The sequence below is a fragment of the Streptomyces lasiicapitis genome (assembly GCF_014646335.1).
In the GTDB taxonomy this organism is placed as follows: Bacteria; Actinomycetota; Actinomycetes; order Streptomycetales; family Streptomycetaceae; genus Streptomyces; species Streptomyces lasiicapitis.
Window position 1 is genome coordinate 264,971 of the sequence record NZ_BMNG01000008.1, and the last position, 23,261, is coordinate 288,231.

General features: G+C 72.4%; 20 protein-coding genes. 12 read left to right on the forward strand and 8 right to left on the reverse strand.

Annotation, left to right across the window (positions count from 1 at the left end; translation table 11 throughout):
* The first annotated feature begins 46 nt into the window (after positions 1-46).
* Complete coding sequence (locus IEY91_RS19665) at positions 47-1,003, forward strand: ABC transporter ATP-binding protein (RefSeq protein ID WP_189174996.1); 957 nt, start codon at positions 47-49, stop codon at positions 1,001-1,003.
* Positions 1,000-1,755, forward strand: coding sequence for an ABC transporter permease (locus IEY91_RS19670; RefSeq protein WP_189174997.1), 756 nt, complete (start codon positions 1,000-1,002; stop codon positions 1,753-1,755). The genes IEY91_RS19665 and IEY91_RS19670 overlap by 4 nt, the downstream gene beginning before the upstream one ends.
* Positions 1,756-2,127: 372 nt before the next feature.
* Here IEY91_RS19670 and IEY91_RS19675 read toward each other — a convergent pair whose 3' ends face one another.
* Genes IEY91_RS19675 through IEY91_RS19685 form a run of 3 tightly spaced genes read right to left on the reverse strand, consistent with a single transcriptional unit; the run spans position 2,128 to position 5,300 of the window.
* Complete coding sequence (locus IEY91_RS19675; RefSeq protein ID WP_189174998.1) at positions 2,128-3,768, reverse strand: transporter; 1,641 nt, start codon at positions 3,766-3,768, stop codon at positions 2,128-2,130.
* Positions 3,765-4,556 carry an ABC transporter ATP-binding protein gene (locus IEY91_RS19680; RefSeq protein ID WP_189174999.1) on the reverse strand — a complete coding sequence of 264 codons (792 nt, stop codon included), beginning with the start codon at positions 4,554-4,556 and terminating at the stop codon, positions 3,765-3,767. Before IEY91_RS19680 ends, IEY91_RS19675 begins: the two co-directional genes overlap by 4 nt.
* A gap of 57 nt (positions 4,557-4,613) precedes the next feature.
* A complete protein-coding gene (locus tag IEY91_RS19685; protein WP_164323784.1) occupies positions 4,614-5,300 on the reverse strand; it encodes a bifunctional DNA primase/polymerase in 687 nt (228 codons plus the stop codon).
* Positions 5,301-5,722: 422 nt separating this feature from the next.
* Between IEY91_RS19685 and IEY91_RS19690 the strand changes: the two genes are divergently transcribed.
* On the forward strand, positions 5,723-7,111 hold the full coding sequence (locus IEY91_RS19690) for an NsdA family TPR-like regulatory protein (protein ID WP_164323786.1): 1,389 nt from the start codon (positions 5,723-5,725) through the stop codon (positions 7,109-7,111).
* A gap of 274 nt (positions 7,112-7,385) precedes the next feature.
* A complete protein-coding gene (locus IEY91_RS41870; RefSeq protein WP_229697086.1) occupies positions 7,386-9,398 on the forward strand; it encodes a hypothetical protein in 2,013 nt (670 codons plus the stop codon).
* Between the two features lie 30 nt (positions 9,399-9,428).
* On the opposite strand, the gene IEY91_RS19700 is transcribed toward IEY91_RS41870, so the two are convergent.
* Positions 9,429-10,799, reverse strand: coding sequence for an ABC transporter substrate-binding protein (locus IEY91_RS19700; RefSeq protein WP_189175000.1), 1,371 nt, complete (start codon positions 10,797-10,799; stop codon positions 9,429-9,431).
* Positions 10,800-10,917: 118 nt separating this feature from the next.
* Between IEY91_RS19700 and IEY91_RS19705 the strand changes: the two genes are divergently transcribed.
* Positions 10,918-11,418 carry an SCO4402 family protein gene (locus tag IEY91_RS19705; protein WP_164323790.1) on the forward strand — a complete coding sequence of 167 codons (501 nt, stop codon included), beginning with the start codon at positions 10,918-10,920 and terminating at the stop codon, positions 11,416-11,418.
* Positions 11,419-11,470: 52 nt separating this feature from the next.
* Positions 11,471-12,355, forward strand: a complete 885-nt coding sequence (gene purU, locus IEY91_RS19710; RefSeq protein WP_164323792.1) for a formyltetrahydrofolate deformylase — start codon at positions 11,471-11,473, stop codon at positions 12,353-12,355.
* A gap of 52 nt (positions 12,356-12,407) precedes the next feature.
* Here the strand turns inward: purU and IEY91_RS19715 are convergent, their stop codons facing one another.
* Entirely contained in the window at positions 12,408-13,874 is a 1,467-nt protein-coding gene (locus IEY91_RS19715) for a zf-HC2 domain-containing protein (protein ID WP_373287981.1), read from the reverse strand.
* Complete coding sequence (locus IEY91_RS19720) at positions 13,871-14,476, reverse strand: sigma-70 family RNA polymerase sigma factor (protein WP_164323794.1); 606 nt, start codon at positions 14,474-14,476, stop codon at positions 13,871-13,873. The genes IEY91_RS19715 and IEY91_RS19720 overlap by 4 nt, the downstream gene beginning before the upstream one ends.
* Before the next feature lie 292 nt (positions 14,477-14,768).
* On the opposite strand from IEY91_RS19720, the gene IEY91_RS19725 reads away from it, so the two are divergent.
* Positions 14,769-15,143: an STAS domain-containing protein gene (locus IEY91_RS19725; protein ID WP_164323796.1), complete on the forward strand. Its 375-nt coding sequence runs from the start codon at positions 14,769-14,771 to the stop codon at positions 15,141-15,143.
* A gap of 271 nt (positions 15,144-15,414) precedes the next feature.
* Positions 15,415-15,912: an EF-hand domain-containing protein gene (locus tag IEY91_RS19730; protein WP_164323798.1), complete on the forward strand. Its 498-nt coding sequence runs from the start codon at positions 15,415-15,417 to the stop codon at positions 15,910-15,912.
* A gap of 39 nt (positions 15,913-15,951) precedes the next feature.
* Here IEY91_RS19730 and IEY91_RS19735 read toward each other — a convergent pair whose 3' ends face one another.
* A complete protein-coding gene (locus IEY91_RS19735) occupies positions 15,952-17,526 on the reverse strand; it encodes a class I adenylate-forming enzyme family protein (protein WP_189175114.1) in 1,575 nt (524 codons plus the stop codon).
* A gap of 153 nt (positions 17,527-17,679) precedes the next feature.
* Here IEY91_RS19735 and IEY91_RS19740 point away from each other — a divergent pair, with 153 nt between their 5' ends.
* The 3 genes from IEY91_RS19740 (at position 17,680) to IEY91_RS19750 (ending at position 20,683) form a co-directional block, all read left to right on the forward strand.
* A complete protein-coding gene (locus IEY91_RS19740) occupies positions 17,680-18,822 on the forward strand; it encodes an acyl-CoA dehydrogenase family protein (protein ID WP_189175002.1) in 1,143 nt (380 codons plus the stop codon).
* Positions 18,823-18,829: 7 nt separating this feature from the next.
* Positions 18,830-19,690 carry an acyl-CoA dehydrogenase family protein gene (locus IEY91_RS19745; RefSeq protein WP_189175003.1) on the forward strand — a complete coding sequence of 287 codons (861 nt, stop codon included), beginning with the start codon at positions 18,830-18,832 and terminating at the stop codon, positions 19,688-19,690.
* Positions 19,691-20,212: 522 nt separating this feature from the next.
* Entirely contained in the window at positions 20,213-20,683 is a 471-nt protein-coding gene (locus IEY91_RS19750) for an ATP-binding protein (protein ID WP_164323804.1), read from the forward strand.
* 545 nt (positions 20,684-21,228) lie between these two features.
* On the opposite strand, the gene IEY91_RS19755 is transcribed toward IEY91_RS19750, so the two are convergent.
* A complete protein-coding gene (locus tag IEY91_RS19755; RefSeq protein ID WP_189175004.1) occupies positions 21,229-22,182 on the reverse strand; it encodes a cyclase family protein in 954 nt (317 codons plus the stop codon).
* An 83-nt stretch (positions 22,183-22,265) separates the two neighbouring features.
* Here IEY91_RS19755 and IEY91_RS19760 point away from each other — a divergent pair, with 83 nt between their 5' ends.
* On the forward strand, positions 22,266-23,258 hold the full coding sequence (locus IEY91_RS19760; RefSeq protein ID WP_229697088.1) for an SDR family NAD(P)-dependent oxidoreductase: 993 nt from the start codon (positions 22,266-22,268) through the stop codon (positions 23,256-23,258).
* Positions 23,259-23,261 lie beyond the last annotated feature (3 nt).

Sequence of the window (23,261 nt, forward strand, 5' to 3'; positions counted from 1 at the left end):
TAAGGTGTTTTAAAACTCAATACAACGTAAGCAGTTTGGAGGCGTAATGATCACCGCCAGCGGACTGAGCCGGACCTTCAAGGTCAAGGACGGCCTGGTGCACGCCGTCCGCAGCCTCGACCTCGACGTGGCGGAAGGGGAGTTCGTCGCCTTCCTCGGCCCCAACGGCGCCGGGAAGAGCACCTCGTTACGGATGCTGACCACCCTCCTCCCGCCCACCTCGGGCCGGGCGAGCGTCGTCGGCCGCGACATCCGCACCGACGCCGTGGAGATCCGCAAGAACATCGGCTACATCGGCCAGGGGAACGGCTCCGGCAACGAGATCCGGGTCGTGGACGAACTCACCTCGCACGCCCGGTACTACGGCATGAGCCGCCGTGCGGCCCGCGCCCGCGCGCACGAACTGATCGGGGCCATGGGCCTCAAGGGGATGGAGAAGCGCGTCGCGGAGCGCCTGTCCGGAGGGCAGCGCCGCCGCGTGGACATCGCGCTCGGCCTGATGCACTCGCCCCGGCTGCTGTTCCTGGACGAGCCGTCCTCCGGCCTCGACCCGCACAACCGCGCCATGGTCTGGGAGCACATCCGCGGGCTCCACCGCGACGGCATGACGATGTTCCTCACCACGCACTATCTGGACGAGGCCGACCGGCTCGCGGACCGCGTCATCGTCGTCGACCAGGGGCGCGTCATCGCCGACGACACCCCCGAGCGGCTGAAGGCCGACCAGGCGGGCGACCTCATCACCTTCACCACCGAGCACGACGCCGACGCCGTCCTCGTCGCGCACCACGCCGAGCGCGTCACGACCCGCGAGCGCGTCACCGTCGACGGCAGGCAGATCCGCGTCCGGGTCGCGCACGGCGACGAACTGCTCCCGGCCTTCCTGCGCCACCTCGACGCGCTGGAGATCAAGGTGCGTGGCGTCACCCTCGACCGGCCCACTCTCGACGACGTGTTCCTGTCCATCACCGGCCGCAGCCTTGAGGAGGCGGACGCACAGTGAAGGTCCTCAACGACTCGCTCGCCACCTTCGAGCGCGAGATCCAGCCGGTGCTGCGCGAGCCCGTCGCGCTCGCCTTCGCCATGCTCCAACCGCTGCTGTTCCTCGTCCTGTTCGGCCCGCTCCTCGACACCATGCCGGGCATGGAGGGCTCGTCATGGGAGTGGTTCGTGCCCGGCGTCATCGTGATGCTGGCGCTCTTCGGCACCTCGCCCTCCGGTGCCAACCTGCTCTCCGAGATCCACACCGGCAGCTACGAACGCACCCTCGTCTCGCCGGCCGGCCGCAGCGCGCTGCTCATCGGGCGGACCGCCAAGGAAGCCGCCATCCTGCTCGGCCAGGCCGTCCTGATCACCGTGGGCGCGCTGCTGTTCATCGACGTCGACTTCGACCTCCTCGGCATCCTCGCCGGGCTCGTCCTGCTGATGCTGTTCGGGCTCGGCGTGGGCGCGCTGTCCAACGCCCTCGCGCTCGCGGTCAACCGCCGCGACTACCTCTTCATCGTGGTCCAGCAGACCCTGCTCTTCCCGCTGCTGCTGCTGTCCGGGATGCTGCTCCCGATGGAGCGCGGCCCCGACTGGCTCAAGCTGCTCGCCGACATCAACCCGGTCTCGTACGTCGTGGACGCCGAACGAGCCCTGTTCGTCGGGGACTTCGCCAGCGCGTCCGTGGGCTGGGGCCTTCTCTCCGGCATCGGCATCGCCGCCGTCGGCCTCGCCCTCGGCATGCGCGGCATGCGGCGCGCCGGCGTCTGACGACGGGACACATCCATGGCTCAGGAACCTTTCAGCCCGCCTGGAGGGCAATTCTCCGTTCCCCCGGAAAATCGGTTGAGGGCCGCCGGATCAGTTCCTAGGGTGAGTGTCACTTCGGAGAGGAGGTGGTTCGGCAGATGTACGTACACCGGACGGAAGAGGTGGCTGCGGGCTAGCGGCCCGCCACCACACCGAGTGCGGTGCCGGACCAGCACGCGAGAGCTGCGTGCAGCCGGCCGAAATTCAAGCAGTCACCCGACCCGCGAGCCGCCGGCACGTCCGGCCGGCTTCTCCCGCCCCACGGCGGGGGAACCACGGCTCGCGGGTCGTTCCGTGTGCCCGGAGGCGCCCAGCAGCCAGTGCGCAGCGCCCTCAGCCCTTGCTCACCGCCGTCAGGATCTCCGGCAGCCGCGCCGCCACCCGCGGCGCCGCGAGCCGCAGTCCCGCGTAGGTGATGGCTGCCCCGTACGCCGTGCCCAGCGGCAGCAGCAGCCACGTCGAGGCGGAGTGGCCCGCCGAGTGCAGCCAGATGGTGAAGGCGATCACCGGCGCGCAGAGGACGGCGGCGGCGATCATGCCGCCGAGGATGGAGATCCAGGCGAGGCCCGCCTGGCCGGGGGCGACGTTCTTGTAGCCCTGCTGCGGGATGGAGTAGGGGAAGCGGGCCGACGACCAGGCGCCGGTGGCCAGCATCGCGCCGAGCAGCGCGAAGGACAGGCCGAGGGATTCGGCGAGGGTGCGCCAGTCGCCGAGCAGGGCCGTGGTCAGGACGGTGACCAAAGCCGCGTACGGAAGTGTGATGACGAGCAGGGCGAGCGCGCGGGCCCGCAGCTCTTCGTACGCGTCGCGCGTCGAGGAGATCGTCATCGCGACCATCCAGAACGACGACGTGTCCTGCCCGAACTGGTTGTACATCTGGATGCCGAGCATCCCCGCCGCGAAGCACGCGAAATAGACGGAGCCGGTGCCCTGCAGCGCGTTGAAGACGGGCACGATCAGGCCGATGGCCAGGGACGTCACCCAGGCCGCCTTGGTCTTCGGGTCGCGCCAGACGTAGCGGAGGGTGCGCTCCATGACGGGGCCGGTGCGGCCCGCGGGGAGGCGGGCGGCCAGGCCCGTGGTGCGGTTCTTGGTCCGTGACGGCTCCGCCGCCGCGAGCGTCGAGCCGTCCGGCGAGGTCATGAGACGGGTCAGGCTGCGCCGCCAGGCCCACACGAGCAGGAAGAGGGCCGCGACGGACAGGGCGAGTTGGGCGGCGGCCGTCACGTACCGCGCGTCACCGGTCGCGTGCACCGCCGACAGCGCCGACGACGGCGGGATCCAGCCGAGCACATCGGCCGCCGGATCCAGCTCGCCGAGCCCCTCCTGCGACGAACCGATCCGCTGCGCCCCGAAGTTCACGAGCTGCGCCCCGACGGCGATGACGAGCCCGCTCAGTACGGCGAGGTCGCGCCCCTTGCGGCTGGTCAGCAGGCGGATGTTGGCGGTCGCGACGGCCCGCGCGAGCGCCACGCAGACCAGCAGCGTCAGCGGCACGGCGACGACCCCCACGGCGACCGCCGCCCCGCCCCGCGCCACCGCGATCACCGCGCCGAGCGCCAGACAGAGCGTGAACAGCGGCCCGATGCCCACGAGCGAGGACACCAGCAGGGCGCGTACGAGAGGACGCGGGCGCAGCGGCAGCATCACCAGACGCGTCGGGTCGAGGGTCTCGTCGCCGCTGGGGAAGAACAGCGGCATGACGGCCCAGCCGAGCGCGAGCACCGCGACGAGGAGGACCGACACGGTCGCCGCGTGCTCGTTGCCGCGCAGCAGGATCAGGCCGAGGAGCTGGAGCGCGGCGAACAGCAGCGCGACGACGGCGGACGCCACGTACGCGGCGCGGCGGCCCGACGACTGCCGCAGGCCGTTGCGGAGCAGGGACAGCTTCAGGCGTACGAAGACGGGGGTCAGGCCCGTGCTCGGGGCGGGGCCCTGGCGGGTGCCCGGAGTGGTGGTCGCCGGTGTCGTCATCGGGCGCCGCCGCCCAGCCAGTCGAGGTCGGACCCGGTGTCACGGCCGTTCGCGCCGACGAGTTCGAGGAACGCCTCCTGGAGGGTGGCCGCCTCGCCGCGGACCTCGGCGAGCGGGCCCTGCGCGCGGATGCGGCCCGCCGCGATGACGGCGACCCAGTCGCACAGGGACTCCACCAGTTCCATCACGTGGCTGGAGAAGACGACGGTCGCCCCGGAGGCCGTGAAGCGCTCCAGGACGCCGCGGATGGTCTGCGCGGACACCGGGTCGACGCCCTCGAACGGCTCGTCGAGGAAGAGGATTTCCGGGTTGTGCAGGAGCGCCGCCGCGAGGCCGATCTTCTTGCGCATGCCCGTCGAGTAGTCCACCACCAGCTTGTGCTGGGCGCCCGCGAGGTCGAGCACGTCCAGGAGCTGGGTGGCGCGCTTGTCGACCTCCTCGCCGGGCAGGCCCCGCAGTCTGCCCGTGTACGCGAGGAGTTCGCGGCCGGAGAGCCGGTCGAACAGGCGCAGGCCCTCGGGGAGTACGCCGATGCGGGCCTTGACCTCGGCGGGGTCCCGCCAGACGTCGTGGCCGACGACCTCGACGGTGCCCTGGTCGGGGCGGAGCAGGCCGGTGACCATGGAGAGGGTGGTGGTCTTGCCCGCGCCGTTCGGGCCGACGAGGCCGATGAACTTCCCTGCCGGGAGGGTGAGGTCGATGCCCGCCACGGCGATTTGCTCGCCGAACGCCTTCCACAGGTTGTGCACACGTACCGCTGCCGCGGGGGTTGCCGTTCCCTCGGTCACCGTTGCCCCTTTGCCCTTGCCGACGTCCGTGTGCGCACGATACGTCGGCAGGGCCGCCTACTTCCTGCGCGCTTCCCTGCCGCAGGCGTAGGACAGGGGGGAGATGACTTCCTCCGCGTCGGGGAGCCAGCGGTTGGCGGGGGTGGGGCGGTTGGCCCACTGGACCGCGCCGGAGGCGCCGAAACGGGTCGGGGGCGCGGCCACGTAGGCGCCCTCACCGAGGGTGACGAGGTCGAGGGCGGCGGGCGGCCAGCCCAACTTGCGGACCAGGTCCGGGACCTTGGCCGAGGCGCCGGGGAGCACGAAGAACTGCATGCGCCGGTCCGGCGTACACGTCACGGGCCCGAGTGTCAGCTCCATCCGCTCCATGCGGGCAAGGGCGAGGAAGCCGGCCGTCTCGGGCACGTCGATCGCGTCGAACGTACGCCCCGTCGGAAGCAGGATCGAGGCGTTCGGCTGCTTCGCCCACACCCGCCGGGCGACCGTCGCGCTGCCCGTGGCCTGCGTGGGCCAGTCGTCGCGCACGGGGTGGGCGCCGGGCGCCGGGCACGCGACCTCGCCGCACGAGCAGCGCCACGTGCCCTCGAAGGACTCGAGCCAGGCGCCGGGGAAGACATCCCAATGGCGCTCCTCCGCATACCGTACGGCCGTGTCCTGCAGGGCCTCTCCGCGCTGCTTCGGGATCTGCGCGGCTGACGTGACTCCGATGGTCTCTTCCACGAAGGTCTCAACTGCCCGCGTCATGTGGGGTTACGGGCTGTCACGTGCGCGGGGGAGGAGCATCGATCCTGCTGCGGGGCGCATGGGTGCACGAGTGGGGGCGCGCATGCGCAAGGGGGGCCGGGTGCGGGTAGCCACGTCAGGGGCAGCCAGAGTTCACCTCGTTCACCCAGGTTCACCCGGCTCGCCGACTTGTGCTGCGCTCTGCTGTGTTCTATGTCGTTCTGCCGCGCAATGCAGTGTTCTGCCATATTCCGCTGTATTGAGCTGCGAAACATGAAGTTCCAGCAGCTAGTGGCGCATTTGTGGTGCTAGTGGTGCATCTTCCGGTTGTTCCCAGGGCATTGATCATCTGGGCGATGCGGGCAAACCGGCCCGGACCGTTCCTCATTCGACATCCACATCCGAAGTTCCAGATGGTCCACGGTGCACACAGGGGGTACGCCATGGCCGCCAGGCCTCTCGTCGCGCGGCAGCCCAACGAACGGCTGCAGGCGCTCATTCAGGAAGCCGGCTGTTCCAACGCCGGCCTGGCCCGTCGCGTGAACATGTGCGGCGCGGAGCACGGTCTCGATCTTCGTTACGACAAGACGTCGGTGGCTCGCTGGCTGCGCGGCCAGCAGCCGCGCGGGCGCGCGCCGGGCATCATCGCCGAGGCGCTCGGCCGCAAACTGGGGCGCACGGTCACGATCGACGAGATCGGCATGGCGAACGGCAAGAACCTCGCCTCCGGCGTGGGGCTGCAGTTCTCGCCCACCGTTCTCGGCGCGATCGAGCAGGTCTGCGAGCTGTGGCGCAGCGACGTGGGGCGGCGGGACTTCCTGTCCGGCTCGTCCGTCGCCGCGTCCGCGCTCGTGGAGCCGAGCCGTGACTGGCTCATCTCCTCGCCGGACGCACAGGTCGGCCGCACGGCCGGGCCGCGCGTCGGGCTCTCGGACGTGGCCGCCGTCAAGGCGATGACGGAGGCCCTGACGCAACTGGACCACCAGTACGGCAGCGGGCACGTGCGCCCCGTCGTCGTGCACTACCTCAACTCGGTCGTCTCCGGGCTGCTCGCGGGCTCCTACCGCGAGGCGGTGGGCCGCGAACTGTTCGCGGCCGTCGCGCGGTTGACGGAACTCGCCGGGTACATGGCCGTGGACACCGGCCAGCCCGGCCTCGCCCAGCGCTACTACATCCAGGCGCTGCGCCTGGCCCAGGCGGCGGGCGACCGGGGGTACGGAGGGTACGTACTCGCGGCGTCGATGAGTCACCTCGCCGCGCAGCTCGGCAACCCCCGCGAGATCGCCCAGCTCGCGCGGGCGGCGCAGGAGGGGGCGCGCGGGCGGGTCACACCGCGCGCGGAGTGCATGTTCTACGCCGCGGAGGCCCGGGGGCACGCGCTGCTCGGCGACGCCCGGTCCACGCAGGTGGTCGCGGGGCGCGCGGTCGAGGCGCTCGAACGGGCCACGGGCGAGGAGGACTCGGGCGACGACCCGGTGTGGATCCGCCACTTCGACCACGCGTATCTCGCCGACGAACTCGCGCACTGCCACCGCGACTTGGGGCAGGCCGACGGGGCGGCCCGGCGCGCGGAGGAGGCCCTTGCCGGGCATCCGCCGACGCGGGCGCGGCGGCGCGCCATCGGTCTGGTGCTGCTCGCCACGGCCCAGGTCCAGCGCCGCGAGGTCGAACAGGCCTGCCACACCGGCCTGAAGGCCGTCGAGCTCCTCGGCACCCTGCGGTCCAACCGCGGCGCGGAGTACCTCGACGACTTCCAGCAGCGGCTCGAACCCTTCCGGGAGGAGCCGGTGGTACGGGAGTTCGGGGCGCGGCTCGACCTCCAGGCGGCGTGACGGTCGCCACGCGATCTTCCGCGCCGGAGCCGCTCCGGTGCCGCGGATGGCGTGAACGGAGGCTTGTCCGGGGGCGTGTGGCGTGAAAGGGGCGCAGGGAGCCCCGTGTCGGGCCGCACGCCCCTCAACAGCGTCTGGCGCAGGACTTCTGTTACTCGCGTGACGCGTGTAGCAGGGGTGGCGTCCGGCCTGCTCTGAGCTGCGTGGCAGAGGGCCTCGGGGACCCGGTAGCGTGAGCCGACGTTCCGAAGGTCCCCCATTCGTAGGAGTCCCGGTGACGCAGCAGAGCGGGCAAGGCGCTGCTTCCTCCGACCCGCAGCAACCCGCGGCGCGGCACGCGCACGAGGGCATCGTGCTGCCGGCGGACGGCAGCGAGCCCCTGATGCCGGGCACCACCGGCGACCACGCCGCCCCGCCCGTGGGCAGCCCCTGGGGCGACCCCTGGGGCCCGGAGCCGACGTCGCCCGCGCCGGGCGCGGGGGCGGCCTGGGACACCCCGCAGCAGCAGCCGGGCGGGCCCTACCAGGCTCCCGCGGCACCCTCTTCCGGAGCCGGGATGCCGCTGCCTCCCGAGGGGACACCGCTGCCGCCCGCGGCGCCGCCCGGGGCGTACGGGACACAGGGGATGGCACTGCCGCCCGAGGGGGCGGGGCAGGGGTACGACGCCCCGATGCCGGGGCAGGGCCAGGGGCAGATACCCGGTCACGGCCCCATACCCGCCGAGGGTCACTACATGCCGCCGCACGGCCAGGAGCTCCCCGGCGCCTCGTACGGCGGGACGAACGCCGCGTATGGCGGCGGGGCCGCTTCGTACGGCGGCAACGAAGCGTCGTACGCACAGAACAGCGGCAGCGAAGCCTCGTACGGGCAGAGCAACGCCAACGCCGCGGCGTACGGCCAGAGCGGCGGCAGCAACGACGCCGCGTACGGCCGGAGCGGCAGCCCCGACGTCTCCTACGGCGGCGCGCACGCCTCCGCCCCGCTGCCGCCCGCAGCGCAGAGCATGCCGCTGCCGCCCGCCGGACACCTCCCGTCGGCAGGACAGCACGACCCCGCGTACGGGGGGCCGCAGCCCGGCACCGGGCAGCACGCGGGCCCGGCGCACGGCGGCCACCACGGCGCCCAGCCGGGGCAGCCCGGCACCGCGTACCCCGCCGGGAACGCCGGGAACGCCGGGAACGGCGGCGGTCGGCACGCGGCCGCGCCCGTCGGGGCCGACGCCGAGGCCACCCAGTTCATCGCGCCGGTGCCCCCCGCCGCGCCGGGCGCACTCCCGCCCGAGATGCCTGCTGTGTCCGCTACGTCCGCCATGCCCGACGGCGGCGCCACCCAGTTCCTGGGCCGCGCGCAGGACGTCGTACCGAGTGCCGCGGCCCCGGACGACAACGCGCCCACCCAGTTCATCGCGCCCGTCACCGACGGCGCCAACCCCGCGGCCCCGCACGCCGCCGCCGCGTACGGAGTGCGCCCCGGCGCCCCCGAGGACCGGCAGCCGCCCGCGGAGTTCGACAGCCTCTTCCGCCGGGAGCCGGAGCCCGACGAGGGCCCCGCGTCGACCCAGCAGATGCCCCGCTTCCAGGCGCCCGCGCCCACCCCCGCGTACGAGCCGCAGCCCGAGCCCGAGCGGCAGAGCCGTGGGCGCGGCGGGCGCGGCGGCGGATCCAAGATGCCGCTCCTCGCCGCCGTCGGCGTCGGCATCGCCGTGCTCGGCGTCGGCGCGGGCGCGCTGCTCAGCGGCGGGGGCGGCGACGACGACAAGAAGGACGACAACCAGCCCCTCGCCGCGACCGCCCCGGCCGAGGACGACGACAAGCCGTCACCGACCCCCGACCCCGCCAAGAAGCAGGCGGTCGCGCTCGACAAGCTCCTCGCGGACAGCAACGACAGCCGCGAGTCGGTGATCGGCGCCGTACGCGACGTGGGCGGGTGCAAGAACCTGAAGCAGGCCGCCACCGACCTGCGGGCCGCCGCCGAGCAGCGCAACGGCCTCGTCGGCAGGCTCTCCGGCCTGACCGTCGACGAGCTGCCCAAGCACGCGCAGCTGACCGCCGCGCTCAACAAGGCCTGGAAGGCGTCCGCGTCGGCCGACAACCACTACGCCGCGTGGGCCGGCCAGGTCGCGGGCAAGAAGGGCTGCCGCAAGGGCCACGCCCGGCAGACCAACCACTCGGCCGCCGGCAACCGCGCGAGCGGCGAGGCGACCCAGGCCAAGCAGCAGGCGGCGACCCTGTGGAACGCGATCGCGCAGCAGCACGGGCTGACCAAGCGGGTCAAGACGCAGCTGTAGGTGTGGACGGTGGATGCGGGGGACGTGGGGTCAGCGGGCGGATTCCAGGGTCTTCGCCACGTTCACGAACGCCTTGCGGGCCAGCACGAGACGGCCGTCCCGCACCACCTGGAAGGTGACGTCGGCGTTGATCAGGCGCGGGTAGTCGCCCGCGGCGAGCATGTCCTCGAAGCGCCAGCTCAGCATCGGCGTGAGCCCTCCGGTGTCCACGCGCAGCCCTTCGTTGAGGGTGCGACGCAGCGCGCCGGGGGTGACGTCGTCGCCGTTCAGGGACTCGACGGCCTGCTGGAGCACGGTGAACGCGATCCAGGTGGTCTGTACGCCCGCGTCCGCCGCGTCGACCCGGTTGTCGCCGAAGGCCTGCTCGCGGATGACCTCGCGCATCTTCGACCAGCGCTTGTCGCTGCCGTCCGGGTACCAGCCGGTGACGTACGCGCCTTCGTAGACGCCGTCGGCGCCGCCCGTGCGGTCGATGAGGGACTGGTCGACGCTGCCGAGCACGGAGGCGGTGCGCACGTCCGGGTAGGTGTCCTCGGTGCGGCGGAACGAGTCGAAGAAGGTGTCCGTGCGGGAGCCGAGGGCGGCGGCGACGCAGCCTTCCTTGCCGCCGGAGGCCGATCCGGAGGCCGAGCCAGAAGCAGATCCGGAGGACGATGCCGGGGTGCCGCCCGCGCCCTTGCCGTCGGACGCCCGGTCCAGGGCCTCCTCGGCCTGCGTCGTGTAGTCCGTGGCGTCCTCGGGGGCCCGGATGTCGGCGGACGCCGAGTTGTGGCCCTGGGCGAGGCCCGAGTCGAGCAGCTTGGAGAGGTTGTCGCCCGCGATGGTGTCGGGGCGCACCAGCGAGACGCGGTCGCAGACACCGGCGAGCTGCCGCCCGTTGCCCGCGATCAGCGCGGGCTGCCCGCCGTTGACGGGGTACGACAGCGGGCTCGAGAACTCCTCGTCGCTGAGCCCGTAGCCGCCTATGTACGGGATGCCGGCCGACTCCAGGGGTGCCATGAAGGCGCGGCCGTGCTGGCTGTAGGAGCCGACGACGGCCGCGACGCCCTCGTCGACGGCCTCGGTGGCGCAGTTGCCCGCGCCGACCGGGTCGTTGCGCTCGTTGCAGGTGATGACTTCGAGCTTGCGGCCGTCGAGGCCGCCGTTGGCGTTGACCCAGCGGGCGTACGCCTTGGCCATCGCGGGCATGCCGGGCTTGTTGGTCGCTTTGGTGTGCTCCGGGGCCCACGTCATGACCTTGACGGGGTCATCCTCGGAACCCCCCGTGGTACCGGGGATGACCCCGCAGCCGACGGCCAGGGACGCACACGCCGTCACCGCCGCGGCGCTGAGCAGCACTCTTCGCGCTCTGGGCGCGGTCTCGGCGGGACGGGGAGGGAAGACGCGTCGCAAGGCGGTCATGAACACGCACGATTCCGTCATCCGGCCAACCTGGGAGTGACGCGCACCCAACGGTTGGTGACCAAGGCGTGAACTGGTGGGGCCGTAAACGCGTGGGGGATGTGGGAACGTACGATCGATGACCGTGCAAGGAACGGAGAGGTCTTCCCGTCGCGGCCGTCGGTCGACGACCATAGGCGGCATGCCAACCAACGACATGCCGTGGTGGCGCTGGCGCAGCAATGTGCGCTCGGCGCTGCACATGCTCTCGGATCCGGTCTTCCAGCGGGAGTGCTGGCTCGCGGGGCGCGAGGAGTACGGGGACGTCACCGACGCCGTGTACCGCCTCGTCGAGGACACCTGGCTGGACAACTGGTCGGCGGAGAAATACGTCGGGACGATATTCCGGGACGCGCAGGAGGCGGCGCTCGTCGACGCCGCGGTGCTGCGGGTGCTGCGGATCATGCACGAGGCCGGTCCCGACGCGGCGGTGTCCGTGTATCTGGACCACCCCGGCTGGCCGGACGCGGTGCGGGCGGCGCGGGACGCGCACGTCGCCCTCGCGGCGGCGGACGGGGAGGATCCGGACGGGCCGCCGCGGACGCTCGAGGTGCTGCGGATTCTCACGCGGTCGGGCTGAGGGGCCTTCGGCGGAGGTCTGGGCGGGGTCCTGCGTATGGGACCCTGGGCGGATGAATGAGCAGTCCGCCGTCGTCAGTGACCAGCGCGCCGAGCAGTACGTCCTCACTCTCTCCTGCCCGGACAAACAGGGCATCGTGCACGCCGTGTCGAGCTACCTCTTCATGACCGGCTGCAACATCGAGGACAGCCAGCAGTTCGGCGACCACGACACCGGACTCTTCTTCATGCGGGTGCACTTCTCGGCCGAGGCGCCGGTGACCCTCGACAAGCTGCGCGCGAGCTTCGCGGCCATCGGTGACTCCTTCCAGATGGACTGGCAGCTCCACCGGGCCGAGGACAAGATGCGCATCGTCCTGCTCGTGTCGAAGTTCGGCCACTGCCTGAACGACCTGCTCTTCCGCTCGCGCATCGGCGCGCTGCCGGTGGAGATCGCCGCCGTCGTCTCCAACCACACGGACTTCGCCGAGCTGGCGGCCTCGTACGACGTTCCCTTCCACCACATTCCGGTGACGCGGGACACCAAGGCCGAGGCGGAGGCGCGCCTTCTTGAGCTGGTGCGGGAGGAGAACGTCGAGCTGGTCGTGCTCGCCCGGTACATGCAGGTGCTCTCCGACGACCTGTGCAAGGCGCTGAGCGGGCGGATCATCAACATCCACCACTCGTTCCTGCCCAGCTTCAAGGGCGCGCGGCCCTACCACCAGGCGCACGCGCGCGGTGTGAAGCTGATCGGTGCGACCGCGCACTATGTGACCGCCGAGCTCGACGAGGGGCCGATCATCGAGCAGGAGGTCGAGCGGGTGGGCCACGGGGTGACCCCCGACCAGTTGGTCGCCGTCGGCCGGGACGTGGAGTGCCAGGCGCTGGCGCGAGCCGTGAAGTGGCACGCCGAGCACCGCATCCTCCTGAACGGCCACCGCACCGTGGTCTTCGCCTGACCGTCTGCCTCGTGGTGCCTCGCGGTGGGCGGGGCCCGAGGCCCAGGGCGCCCTACAGCCTGCTCAGGGACGCCGCGGCGAACAGCACGTCGCGGATCGCCTCGCGGTCTCCCATCTGGCCGGCCGCCGCCTCCTCGGGGGCGACGTGGCCCGCCGCGAGGCGACAGAACTCGACGCCGTCAAGCGCGATGTGCGCGACCTCGCACTCGGCGGAGCCGCTCGCCCCGGGCGAGTCCAGCGGGATGAACCACTCGCCGCCCCCGACGCCCTCGACCTCGAGGCGCAGACTCCGCCCCGGCGAGCCCGCGGCGACCAGCTCCCGCGACGGCGCCGCCCGCCCGGCACGCCGCCGCTCCGCGAGCGTCCCCGGCAGCATCCGTGCCGCCAGGTCGATCATGTGGTGCAGATGCCGGGGCGAGGGCGGTTCGTACGGGTAGTCCACGGCGTCGGCGATGTCCTCGGCGTGGATCCAGCACTCGAAGGCGCGCTCCACCATCGAGTCCCGCAGGGGCAGTTCGATGCTGGGGCCGTCCTCGCCGGGAGGGTGCCCCGCGGCCACCCCGTACCCCACGGCGAGCCGCCCCGAGCCGCCGCCCGCGAACGACACCGTCCGGATCAGCTCGTGCGTCTGGTCGCGCCAGGGGCCGCGTACGGCACGGGTCGGCGGGAAGTGCGACGCCCGCCAGTACGCCTCCGTGCGCCGGGTCGGGTCGGGCACCCGTGGTGCCTCCTCGCCGAGCGGGTCCTCCAGGCCGAGCGCGGTCCCGACCAGGCCGTCGACGGCCAGCAGGTGTGCGATCACCCCGGCGACCGTCGTCTTGCGGCTTATCGGCCCGTCGTCCGCGAACCACCGCAGCCGTACGGGCGCGTGCCACTCGGAGTCCCCGATGTCCTGGAGCAGGGCGTCGAGCCGCGCCGTCTCGGCGTCGTACGGAGCGGCCCACTCCGGCAGCGGGATGCGGGGCGGGCGCCGCCCCAGGCAGCTCTCCAGGACGCGGGTGCGCAGGCCCGGGTCGAGGTCGAGGCTCTCCTCGGGGTGCAGCAGCCCGACCGCCTCGCGCAGCCGCAGCGCCTCCTCGGCGCACGGCCCGCACGTCCCCAGATGCTCCTCGACGGCGATCGACTCCCGCGCCGAGCAGGCGGCGAGCGCCCAGGCCCCGAGCAAAGACTTCAACACCCGATGATCAAGCCCCTCACCCCCCGGTGCAGCTCCACCACTTTCCGACTCCGCCCCCGCGTCGGGTGCCGCCCCTGAGCCGGGAGCAGCCTCCGCGCCGGCCGCAGCCGTACCCCCGGCACGCGGCTCCTCCACCCCTGCCGAAGGCGACGGCACCTCCGGCGAAGGCACCTCCGGCAGCGGCTCCCCGCCGTCCTCCACCGACACCCGCGGCGCGGGTATCCGCGGCACCCCGCCCCCGCCGGGCAGCCCCTGCCCGGCCCCGGGTCCGGGGCCCGTCCCGTCCCCCAAAGGCCCACGGCCAGTCTCGTCGTGCGGGTCCGGCTGCTCCGGGCTGTTCACAGTGCTCTCCCGTAGCCATGGGCGCCGGTGTCCGTGGGGTCTGTGGTGTCTTCGCCGGACGGGGCGGTGTCGTGGGCGGTGGAGAGGAGTTGCAGGCCGAGGCGGAGGCGGCGGCGGGCCTCGTCCTCGGTGACGCCCAGGTCGGCGGCCGTCTGGCGGTAGTCGCGGCGCTGGAAATAGGCCAGTTCGAGGGCGGCGCGCAGCGGGGCGGGCATGGCGGTGACGATGTAGTCCGCGCGGGCGGCGGCGGAGGCGCGGCGGACCTTGCGCTCCAGGTCCTCCGTGGTGCCCTCGCCGCCCCGGGCGAGCGCGGCCGACTCGGTCTGCCGCAGCCGCCGCACCGCCTGCTCGTGCGCCAGCGTGGCGATCCACGAGCGCAGCGGACCCTGCTTGGGGTCATACGCCTCGGGGTTCTCCCAGACATGCGAGAAGACCTCGCGCGTGATGCGGTCGGCCGCCGCCACGTCCCCCAGGACGCGATACGCGAGGCCGTGCACCAGCGAGGCGAAGTGGTCGTACAGCTCGCCCAGGGCGGCTGCCTCCCCGTGCGCCAGGCGCTGCTGCATGCGGCGGTCCCAGCGACGCGGCGCGTCCTTCGGCATGCGGCCCCCTCGATCGCTCGCCGTCCTCACCATCACCGTTGCTTCGAATGTAGTCGGCGCCACTGACACCGCACCGCTCTTTCCCCGCGCTTTCCCGTTCTTTGCGGCAATGCGGGTCCGGGCGGGGCCGGGAATGATATTGAACCCGTTCCCGCCGCCTACCCGCCGCGTACCTCGTAAAGCCCGCTTCCGGGACGCATGGGGTCCTGGTGTTTCATGGAACCGCTGTGGGGCAGCCGCGAAAGAGGAACCGTAGGAGCTGCTTCCGGATCAGTGGACGAGGGGCTGGCGCGTGGCGTTGAAGGTGGCGGTGGGCGAGCAGGGCGACTGGGTCGTGCTGCGGGTGTCGGGAGAGATGGACCTCCTGGCGTCACCGGTGCTGCGCCAACGCGTCCACGACGCCGTGGCCGACGGCCGCCGCAGCCTGGTCCTCGACCTGTCCGACGTGTTCTTCTGCGATTCGAGCGGCGTCGGCGTACTCATCACCACGCGCCGACTGATGCGCTCCTGCCGCGGCCGGCTGCGGCTGATCCTGCCCGCGCAGGGCGCGGTCGACGGCTCGCACGTGAACCGTGTGCTCGCCGCCCTCGGCGTACGACGCCTCTTCGAGGTGTATCCGGACGCGGAGTCGGCGGTCGACGACGCCGCCGCACCCCTGACCGCGTAGCGGAACCCCGCACGCCGGACAAGATCGCCATGCTGATACAACCGTCCCGAGCGGATGCCGCCGTCGGCGTGCCCGCCGGGCCCGGAGTGCGTCCATGACACACCTTTGTCGCGGAATTTCCGCGGTCTTGGCACAGGCGTCGCTTTTCCGTCTCCTGGCGGCCGACGGCGTCGTACGCTCCTGAACAGATACCTGTAGGACGGCTCGTCCCGGCTCCGGCCGCGGCGGGCGGACCCCCCAACCGCATGAGAAGTGAGGCGGCCCGAAGACCATGGACAGTGCCGAGTACGAACGCAGGATCGCGGCCCGTTTCGCCACCTTCGACCAGGACGGCAACGGCTACATCTCCCGTGAGGACTTCAGCACGGCGGCCAAGGCGCTGCTCGCGGAGTTCGACGTGACCGCACGGTCCGAGAAGGGCCAGGCCCTGTACATCGGGGCGGAGGCGTTCTGGCAGGGCATGGCGGGCATCGCGGACCGCGACGGGGACCAGCGGATCACCAAGGACGAGTTCGTCGGCGGCGCCGTGAAGCGGCTGCGCGACAACCCCGCCCGGTTCGCGGAGATCGCCCGGCCGTTCCTGCACGCGCTGATCGCCCTGGCGGACGGCGACGGCGACGCCTCGGTCACCGCGGGCGAGGTGGAGCGGGTGCTCCGCGTCCTCGGCGTGCGGCAGGACGTCGCGGCGCAGGCCGCGGCGACGCTGGGCCCGGTCACCGAGGACCAGGTCGTCTCCGCCTTCGCGTCGTACTTCACGGTCCCCGAGTAGGACCGTCGCCAGTGGGCGCGACAGCGCCCACCCCTCACGTCACGCCGAAAAGCGCTCCCGCAGCTTGTACTTGAGCACCTTCCTCAACGCCTCGTTGCGGGGCAGCGCCGTCACCAGCTCCAACTGCTCCGGGAGCTTGTGCACCGAAAGACCCTCGCCGCGCAGATACGCCGACGTCTCCTGGAGCGTCAACTCGGGCGCTCCGGGGGCGCTTTCCACGACCGCGCACACCCGCTCGCCGCGCTCGGGGTCGGGCAGCCCGATCACCGCCACGTCGGCGACCGCCGGGTGGGCGTGCAGCAGGTCCTCGATCTCCCTGGCGGAGATGTTCTCGCCCTTGCGGATGATGATGTCCTTGGCCCGGCCGGTGAGCACCAGGTGCCCCGACTCGCGGACGTGCCCCAGGTCCCCGGTGACGAGGAAGCCGTCCGCGTCGAACGCGGCCCGCGTGGCCGCCGCGTCCAAGTAGCCCTGGCAGACGGCCTCGCCGCGCAGCCGCACCTCGCCGTCCGTGCCTGCGGGCAGCTCCTTGCCGTCGGCGTCCGTGACGCGGATCTCCATGCCGGCGGGCGGGCGTCCCTCCGTGGTGGCGAGGTTCTCCGGGGTGTCGTCGGGGTCGCCCATCGTGATCATCGGGACTTCCGTCATGCCGTAGCCGTGGGTGAGTTGGCAGCCCAGTTCGCGTACGACGGCGTGGTAGATCTCCGGGGGTTTGGGGGCGCCGCCGCCCGCGAGGAGGCGGAGGGTGGGGATCAGCTTCCGGTCGGGCCGCTCGCGCTGCTCGGTGAGGAACATCGAGTAGAAGGCCGTGGAGCCGCCCGCGACGGTCACGCCGTGGCGCCGGTAGCCGTCAAGGGCGTCCGGCATGGCGAAGTGCTCGAACATCACGGCGGGGAAGCCGTACAGGAGCAGCATGACGGTGTAGTCGGGCCCGGCGATGTGCGCGAAGGGGAACGCCATCGAGCCCACGTCGTCCGGCGTGAGGCGCAGCGCGTGCGCCAGGCAGGAGCCGCCCGCGATCAGGGAGCGGTCGGTGTGCAGGACGCCCTTGGGGTCGGACGTCGTGCCGGACGTCCAGTAGATCCAGCGCACCGCGCGGCCGTCGGCAGGCGGCGGTGGCAGCACGCCGGGGTCGGCCTCGGGCAGCTCGTCGTACGCGGTGAAGACGCCGCGCGCCCCGAGCCGCGCGGCCAGCTCCGCGTGGTCGAAGCCCCGCCACACACCTGGTACGGCGAAGAACTCGGCCTTCGACTCCCGCAGCGCGAAGCCGACTTCGCGGTCCCGGTAGAACGGGATCACCGGTGACTGGACGGCCCCGATGCGGGCGAGCGCGAAGGACAGGACGGCCGTCTCGACGCGCGTGGGGAGCTGCCAGGCGACGACCGTGCCGGGGCGCACCCCCATCCCGTACAGGCCCGCGGCGACCCGCTCACAGTGCTCCCGCAGGCCGCCGAACGTGAGGGCGCGGTCGGCCGCGGGGTCGGCGGCGGCCTGGATCAGGGCCGGGGCGTCCGGGGTGAGGGCGGCGCGGCGCTCGATGAGCTCCCAGAGCGTCCCGCAGGCGCTCAGGGCGTGGGCGGTGTCGTCGTCTTGCACTGCGGCCCCCTCGTACATCAACCGAGCACGGTTTCTGACGGATAGTCAGAACGTGCGGAGAGCGTAGAGCTCCGCTCCTTGTCGGTCCAGAGGCCCGGGGCTAGCCTGCGTTCTGACGGACCATCAGAAACAGCCGGGAACTGTCAAGAACTGCCGAGCGAGGGGACCTTGATGGACCTGACGTACACCGAGGAGGAGGAAGCGTTCCGGGAGGGCCTGCGGGCCTGGCTCGCGGACGTGCTGCCGAAGCTGCCGGCCAAGCCCTCGCCCGACGACTGGCCGGGGCGGCGGGCGTACGACACCGCCTGGCAGCGGACGCTCCACGACGCGGGGTACGGCGAGGTGCACTGGGACGCGTCCCCGACGCGGCGGCTCATCTTCCTGGAGGAGACGGAGAAGGCCGGCGCGCCCTACGTAGGGGCCAATTTCGTCGGCCTGCTGCACGCGGGCCCCACCATCGCCTCCGAAGGCACCCCCGAGCAGCGCGAGCGCTGGCTGCCGCCCGTGCTGCGCGGCGACGAGGTGTGGTGCCAGGGCTTCAGCGAACCGGACGCGGGGTCCGACCTCGCGTCGTTGCGCACGCGCGCGTGGAGGGACGGCGACGACTACGTAGTGAGCGGTTCGAAGATCTGGACCTCCCACGCGGAGGTCGCCGACTGGTGCGAACTCCTCGTACGCACCACGCCGGTGAGCGATGAGGTGCCCAAGCACCGGGGCATCACCTGGCTCGCGATGCCCATGGACGCCGCCGGGATCACGGTGCGGCCATTGCGGACGCTCGCGGGGTCGGCGGAGTTCGCCGAGGTGTTCCTCGACGACGTACGGGTGCCCGTCGGCAACCGCGTCGGCGCCGAGAACGACGGCTGGCGCGTGACCATGGTGACGCTGTCCTTCGAGCGGGGCACGGCCTTCGTGGGGGAGGTGGTGGCCTGCCGTCGGCTGCTCGGCGAGCTGGCCCGCGAGGCGCGCGCGAACGGGCGCTGGGACGACGCGGTGCTGCGGCGCGGGCTCGGGCGCCTCAGCGCGGAGTTCGCCGCCCTGTGGCGGCTGACCCAGTGGAACGTCAGCGAGGCCCAGCGCACCGGCGGCGTGCCCGGCACCGGCGGGTCCGTCTTCAAGCTGCGCTACTCGCACGCCCGCCAGGAGCTGTACGACATGGCGGCCGAGGTGCTCGGCCCCGGCGCCCTCGACGCGGACCGGCCCTGGACGCTTGAGCGGCTGTCGTCGCTGTCGTACACCATCGCCGCCGGGACCTCGCAGATCCAGCGGAACATCGTCGCCGAGCGCATCCTCGGCCTGCCGAAGGGGCGGTGAGCGGCGCGTGGACTTCCAACTCAGTGAAGATCAGCGGGCGTTGCGGCGCGGACTGCGGGACGTACTCGAAGGGCGGTTCGGGCGGGACGCGCTGCGGGCCGCCGTCGACGAGCCCCGGATCGACCGGAAGCTGTGGCGGGCGCTCGGCGACGCGGGGTTCTTCGCGCTCTGCCTGCCCGAGGACGCGGGCGGCGTCGGACTGAGCCTGCCCGAGGCCGTGTTGGCGTTCGAGGAGGCGGGCCGTGTGCTGCTGCCCGGGCCCGCCGTGGCGACGTTCCTCGCGGCCGGGGAGGTCGCGGGCGCCGCCGAGGGGACGACGGTCGTCACCGCCGTCGGAGGGCCGTTCGTGCCGTGGCTGGAGGAGGCCGACGCGGTGCGGGGGGACGCGGCGGGGGCGGTGGCCGTACGGTCCGTCGATCCGCTGACGCCCCTGCACCGTGTGCAGGACGACGGGGAGGCCCAGGACCCCCGCGCCGTCCTCCTCCTCGCCGCCGAACAACTGGGCTCCGCCGCCCGCACCTGCGAGGCCGCCGTCCAATACGCCCAAGATCGCGAACAGTTCGGCGGGCCCGTCGGCCGCTTCCAGGCCGTGCAGCACCTGTGCGCCGACATGCTGGTCCGCGCGGAGCTGGCCCGCGTGGCGGTGTACGCCGCCGCCGTCACCGAGGACCCCCTCGAAGCCGCCGGGGCCAAGCTGCTCGCCGACGACGCCGCCGCACGCAACGCCCGTGACTGTCTGCAAGTGCACGGTGGCATGGGGTTCACCTGGGAGTCCGACGTCCATCTGCACCTGAAGCGGGCCTGGGTGCGGGCCCGTCTGGGCGGTACGGCGGCGCGGGCGGAGGAGGAACTGGCCGCGGCGCTGTGATCGACTTGTGCGTCCCGGAAAAGGCGGTAAAGCTTCCCGTGAAAGGCGGCGATACCTGCCGTGATGGACGCCGATGTCCCTCTTGGGGAATAGGGGATGTCGATGTCTGTGAGTAAAGGCGGCAGAACTCGTCGCGAACGACCAAAATGCTACTGAGCGTCGATATCGGGTTGTGTCCTACGCGTGACTCGTCACGACGCGGAGTCGGCGCCCGGCTCCGGTACCTTGTGTGGGATGCGAGTGGTCATGAGGCCGAGCCGTGCCGGTGTTGCCCCCGAGGCAACTCCGCGCCTGGTGACGCGCTTCTCTCGCCGCGCAGGACGAGGCCGAGCGCCCGCCTGTTCGACCCCCCGCGGCGCGCGTCGCACAGTATGCCGCACGCGTACTCCTTCGCGCTGGAATATGCCCGAAGCGCTTGTTGGGGTGACTGAACGTCAACCATGCTGTCTCTCAAGGGGTTCACGTTCTGTGACCCTGCGGAGTCACGAGGCGATGTGTCCGCCGGTTCGGATGGTGTGAGCGGTGCAGGTGCTTCAAGTTCAGCTGGAAGTCGGGCCGGACCCCGCGGAAGTGGGCCGGGCCCGCAGATGGGCGCGCTCACGGCTCGCCGGGTCGGGCATAGCTGCCGACGAGCCGGTGGCCGAGACGCTGATCCTGCTGATCTCGGAGCTCGTCACCAACGCCGTTGTGCACACGGGCTGTCCGGCGGTCCTGCGCATGCTGCTCCCCGGAGTCCCCGCCGACGAACCCGGCACCGTCCGCGTCGAGGTCGCCGACCGCAGCACCTGCCCGCCCCGGCCCCGGCACGCGGAGGGCGACGACACCAACGGCCGCGGCCTCGAACTCGTCGACGGCCTCGCCGACCGCTGGGGCTGGCGCCAGGAAGGCGCCGGCAAGAGCATCTGGTGCGAGGTCGACCGCTGCGAGGCGGACACCGCCGCCCACACCTTCGACGGAACGACCCACGAGGACGTCGCGTACGAAGCCGTGTGACGCACGGCTGCTGTTGACCCCGGCCGCCGTCGACTCCGGCCGCTGTGTGACCCCCGACCGCCCCCGCACCCCGCCCGACCCCCACGGCGCCGCCCCGCCGTTCCGTGCTCCCGCACCGCCCGCCGTGTCGACGCATGCGCCGTCCCGTGCCCCGATGCGCGGCCGTGCGCGGCCGGATCAAAAGCGGCATACCCCATAAATCCCCGGCGCGGTGTTGACGTACCGTGACCAATTGATCACGCTGGTGGGCAGCGATTCGCCGCGAGGGGACGCCGAGGGGCGCTGGCGCCTGTGGCCCGGTCCTTGGCGAGGTGCGGATCGTGATTCGGCGTGGTGACCCTTCAGGGCAGCAGGGGGGCGGGGCCCGTACGCCGGAGCCGGATGGCGGCGCGCGCGGAACAGCGCTCGGGGCGGGCGCCGACGCGCCGCCACCCGAACTCGCAAGACCGCTCGGACACCGAAGGCTTCTCGGGCGCCGGGGGCCGCTCGGACGCGGAAGACCGCTCGGGCGCGGAAGATTGCTCGGGCTCGGAAGATCGCTACGCTCAGAAGATCGCCACAGGGGCCACCGGCGAGCCCGTCGCCCCGGCGAACGGCTCCGGTGTCGCCGACAGCAGGAAGCCGTACCGCCGTTCCTCTCCACAGGCTGTGGACAACTTTTCGAGATCCCAGTTCTGGCCCTGCGGCATGCCCATCTCGACCAGATGCAGGGCGTGCACGGGCAGCCACAGGTTCTCGATCTCCGGCGGGAAGATCTCGAAGGTCAGCGTGTCGTTGGCGACCGCCGCCACGTCCCGCGCGCGGAACCACTCCGGCGTCCGCACCGAAAGCCCCGGCGACGGAAAGCCGTACCCCTTCCTGTCGCCCGCCAGATACACCCGCACCTGGCCCGTCCGTACGAGAACGATGTCCCCGGCGCCGACGGTGACACCCCCGAACTCCTCGGCCTCGTCCAGGTCTTCGGGCGTCACCGCGTGCGCGACGGGCAGCCGCTCCAGGCCCTTCGCGCGGGCCACGTCGAGGAGCACGCCGCGCGAGACGACGTACGCCGCCGTCGCGATGGAGCTGAACCCGGCGCCCCCGTGGGCCGTGATCGTGTCCGCGGGGCGGCCGTTGTAGATCCGGCCCGAGTGCGAGGCGTGCGGCAGGGCGTCCCAGTGCGTGGCCGCCTGCAGCCCCATCGTCACGGCGTCGTCGCTGGTGGCGACCGAACCCGGCCCGGCCAGGGGCTGGTTGATCTGCACCATCGTGTGCAGCGGATTGACGCGGCCCGGGATCGCGCCCGTCTGTACGCCGTCCTGGCGCAACGGCAGCGCGAGCGGGACGCGGCGGCCCGTGCGGACCGTGGCCGCCGCCGCGCGCACCACCTCGTCGGTGATCAGGTTCAGGGTGCCGATCTCGTCGTCGGCGCCCCAGCGGCCCCAGTTGTTCACGCGCTCGGCGAGGTCGAGGAACTCCGGCGGCATGGCGGGCGCGTGCGGAGTGGTCGGCGCTGACATGGGTGCTCCCCGGGGCTTGTCTTCCGGTGTCTGACGGGTCATAAAATCTAACGGTCCGTCAGAATCCGCGGGAAGGGGCCGGCGTGGGGAACTTCTTGGCAGGCAAGGTGGTCGCCGTGACCGGCGCAGGGCGTGGCATCGGCCGGGCGGTCGCGCTCGCCGCGGCGGCCGAGGGCGCGAAGGTCGTCGTCAACGACTACGGCGTTTCGATCGAGGGCGGCGAGCCCACGAGCGAGGTGGCCGCCGCCGTCGTCAAGGAGATCGAGGCGGCGGGCGGCGCGGCGGTGGCCGTCGCCGACGACATCTCCACGATGGCGGGCGGGCAGCGGATCGTCGACGTGGCGCTCGCCGAGTACGGGCGTGTGGACGGCGTCGTGTGCGTCGCCGGGATCCTGCGCGAGCGGATGCTGTTCAACATGTCCGAGGAGGAGTGGGACCCCGTCGTCGCCACCCACCTGAAGGGCACCTTCACCGTCTTCCGTGCCGCGTCCGCCGTCATGCGCAAGCAGGGCACGGGCACGCTCATCGGCTTCACCAGCGGCAACCACCAGGGCTCCGTCGCCCAGGCCAACTACAGCGCCGCCAAGGGCGGAATCATCTCCCTGGTCCGCAGCGCCGCGCTCGGCCTGCACAAGTACGGGGTCACCGCCAACGCCGTCGCACCCGTCGCCCGCACCCGGATGTCCGCCAACGTCCCCATGGAGCTCGCCGAGATCGGCGAGCCGCAGGACGTGGCCGCCCTCGTCGTCTACCTGCTCAGCGACCGGGCCCGGCAGGAGAAGATCACCGGGCAGGTGTACACGATCGCCGGACCCAAGATCGCGGTCTGGGCGCAGCCGCGGGAACTGCGCGCGGGGTACGCCGACGGCGGCTGGACACCGGAGAGGATCGCCGACTTCCTGCCGGGGACGGTGGGCACGGATCCGATGCCGCTGCTCGCGCGGTTGGAGGAGATGGCTCGGGCCGCGGCGGCCAAGGACCGGCCCAACGCGGGCCCGGACGCGCGGCCCGCGCCCGGCGGCCGGCCCGACGGCGCGGCCACGCGTCCCGCCCCCACCCCCCGCCCCAACGTCTAGGCC

Excerpts from the sequence above, each read along its gene's own strand:
- IEY91_RS19685 (WP_164323784.1), bottom strand. The coding sequence starts at position 5,300 with ATGACGCGGGCAGTTGAGACCTTCGTGGAAGAGACCATCGGAGTCACG.
- IEY91_RS19700 (WP_189175000.1), bottom strand. The coding sequence starts at position 10,799 with ATGACCGCCTTGCGACGCGTCTTCCCTCCCCGTCCCGCCGAGACCGCG.
- IEY91_RS19755 (WP_189175004.1), bottom strand. The coding sequence starts at position 22,182 with ATGTCAGCGCCGACCACTCCGCACGCGCCCGCCATGCCGCCGGAGTTC.
- IEY91_RS19665 (WP_189174996.1), top strand. The coding sequence starts at position 47 with ATGATCACCGCCAGCGGACTGAGCCGGACCTTCAAGGTCAAGGACGGC.
- IEY91_RS19690 (WP_164323786.1), top strand. The coding sequence starts at position 5,723 with ATGGCCGCCAGGCCTCTCGTCGCGCGGCAGCCCAACGAACGGCTGCAG.
- IEY91_RS19730 (WP_164323798.1), top strand. The coding sequence starts at position 15,415 with ATGGACAGTGCCGAGTACGAACGCAGGATCGCGGCCCGTTTCGCCACC.
- IEY91_RS19705 (WP_164323790.1), top strand. The coding sequence starts at position 10,918 with ATGACCGTGCAAGGAACGGAGAGGTCTTCCCGTCGCGGCCGTCGGTCG.
- IEY91_RS19675 (WP_189174998.1), bottom strand. The coding sequence starts at position 3,768 with ATGACGACACCGGCGACCACCACTCCGGGCACCCGCCAGGGCCCCGCC.
- purU (WP_164323792.1), top strand. The coding sequence starts at position 11,471 with ATGAATGAGCAGTCCGCCGTCGTCAGTGACCAGCGCGCCGAGCAGTAC.
- IEY91_RS19735 (WP_189175114.1), bottom strand. The coding sequence starts at position 17,526 with ATGTACGAGGGGGCCGCAGTGCAAGACGACGACACCGCCCACGCCCTG.
- IEY91_RS19720 (WP_164323794.1), bottom strand. The coding sequence starts at position 14,476 with ATGCCGAAGGACGCGCCGCGTCGCTGGGACCGCCGCATGCAGCAGCGC.
- IEY91_RS19740 (WP_189175002.1), top strand. The coding sequence starts at position 17,680 with ATGGACCTGACGTACACCGAGGAGGAGGAAGCGTTCCGGGAGGGCCTG.